This window comes from Bacteroidota bacterium, from assembly GCA_030706565.1.
Classification (GTDB): Bacteria; Bacteroidota; Bacteroidia; order Bacteroidales; family JAUZOH01; genus JAUZOH01.
The window spans coordinates 1-1,885 of the sequence record JAUZOH010000566.1; the positions used below are offsets into that span (position 1 = coordinate 1).

Annotated in this window: 3 protein-coding genes; all 3 read left to right on the top strand. The window is 40.8% G+C overall.

The window, feature by feature from the left end:
• Nucleotides 1–727 (top strand): Fic family protein (locus Q8907_16820; protein ID MDP4275932.1); only part of this gene is annotated, 727 nt, incomplete at its 5' end.
• 218 nt (nucleotides 728–945) lie between these two features.
• Nucleotides 946–1,509, top strand: a complete 564-nt coding sequence (locus tag Q8907_16825; GenBank protein MDP4275933.1) for a DUF134 domain-containing protein — start codon at nucleotides 946–948, stop codon at nucleotides 1,507–1,509.
• Nucleotides 1,506–1,832, top strand: coding sequence for a NifB/NifX family molybdenum-iron cluster-binding protein (locus Q8907_16830; protein MDP4275934.1), 327 nt, complete (start codon nucleotides 1,506–1,508; stop codon nucleotides 1,830–1,832). The genes Q8907_16825 and Q8907_16830 overlap by 4 nt, the downstream gene beginning before the upstream one ends.
• Nucleotides 1,833–1,885: the final 53 nt, after the last annotated feature.

A 1,885-nucleotide genomic window follows, 5' to 3' on the forward strand; every position in this document is an offset into this window, starting at 1 on the left:
AGCGTTGTTGCAGGGAGTCAGGGGAGCAAACCGGCAGCCTGGTGAATTCAGGCACAGCCAAAATTGGATTGGCGGAGCCACAATAAACGACGCTTCTTTTGTTCCGCCTGTTTATTCTTCTATTCCTGATTTGATGGGTGATTTGGAAAAGTTTGTTCATAACCGGGATATACTCCTGCCTGAACTTTTAAAAATTGCTTTGATCCATTATCAGTTTGAAACCATTCATCCTTTTCTGGATGGTAACGGGCGCATTGGAAGATTGATGATCTCCTTATATTTAGTTGAAAAGGGGATTTTGAAAAAGCCGGTCCTTTATCTTTCCGATTTTTTGGAAGCTCATCGCCGTCTTTATTACGACAATTTGATGGGGGTAAGGGAGAAAAATGATATAAACCAGTGGTTTAAGTTTTTTCTGGTCGGCGTTATTGAAACTGCCAACAAAGGGATAAAGACTTTTGACAGTATTCTCCAACTTCAGAAACAGGTTGAACAGGAAATTCAAACACTGGGCAGCCGGGCAGCCAGGGCTCAAAAAATAACCAACCACTTATATCAAAAACCAATAATTAATGCAGAGAAGGTAAGTAAAATAGCAATGATTTCTTATCCTTCAGCCTATAAATTGATGGGCGACCTTGTAAGGTTGGGGATTCTCAAGGAAGTAACCGGTGCGCGAAGAGGTAAGGAATACATATTTGAACAGTATGTCAAACTTTTTCAATGACAGTGTTTATTGACCGCAAAAATAAATTTTAAGGATAAAAACTGTTGTACCGCCAGGTAGTATGAAACCCTATGTATTATAATACTTTCAATGATCTGTCAGCTGGCGGATCATTGGTGTTTTATCCTCAAACAGGTTCGTTTTATAACAAAATTTTATTAAAAAATTAAATTATGAACAAATGTTCACTATATTTGTAATGAACAAATGCTCATAATATGTCGCGTCCGAAACGTATACGGAAAATGACAAATCCCCCTAATTTCAGGGGATTTAGGCCTATGGGCCTGTCGCGGGAAAATAACCCGGTGGTGATGAATTATGAAGAATATGAAGCCATCCGCTTAAGCGATTTTGAATTAAACAGCCAAAAGGAAGCTGCACAGGCCATGAATGTTTCCCGTCCGACCTTTACCCGGATTTACGAAAGCGCCAGGAGAAAGGTAGCACAGGCTTTTGTTCTGGGAAGTCCTATTGTATTTGAAGGAGGGAAGGTGTATTTCGACAGCGACTGGTACTATTGTCATACCTGCGGTTGTTGGTTCGACCGTCCCGATAAGGAAAAGGAACTCAAATGTTGCATTCTTTGCGGTTCTTCCGAAATCGAACAATACAAGGGAGATTCGGAGCCAAAGGTAAAAGAGGATGTTTGTATTTGCCCGGTTTGCGGCAAAGAGAAAATCCATAGTGATGGAGTTCCCTGCCATCAGGAGATTTGTCCCGATTGTAATTGCCGGATGATCCGGAAAGGAAGCCCAAAAAACAAATTTTACCAAAAATGAAAGTTGCGATTACGTCTACAGGAAATACGATTGATTCAAGACTGGACAGCCGCTTTGGCCGTTGCTCCTTTTTTGTCATTTACAATACCGACAGCAAGTCTGTAGAATTTATCCCCAATCCCAACAAAGACAACCTGGAAGGGGCTGGTCCTGCTTCGGTTCAACTGGTGGCTTCACTGGGAGTAAAGCTGGTGGTTTCTGGAGAATTCGGGGCAAAGGTCAAATCAGTTTTCGACAGTCTGCAAATTCAGCTGGTTATGATTCCCGATGAAAACAAAACCATAGTTACCATCATGGAAATGCTTGATCATAAGAATGAATAATAATTTATGTAACTAAAATATTCTGAGATGATTGAAGGCTATTACACACTAAG

Bases quoted from the DNA above. Each gene is read 5' to 3' on its own strand.
- Q8907_16830 (MDP4275934.1), top strand. From the start codon at position 1,506: ATGAAAGTTGCGATTACGTCTACAGGAAATACGATTGATTCAAGACTG.
- Q8907_16825 (MDP4275933.1), top strand. From the start codon at position 946: ATGTCGCGTCCGAAACGTATACGGAAAATGACAAATCCCCCTAATTTC.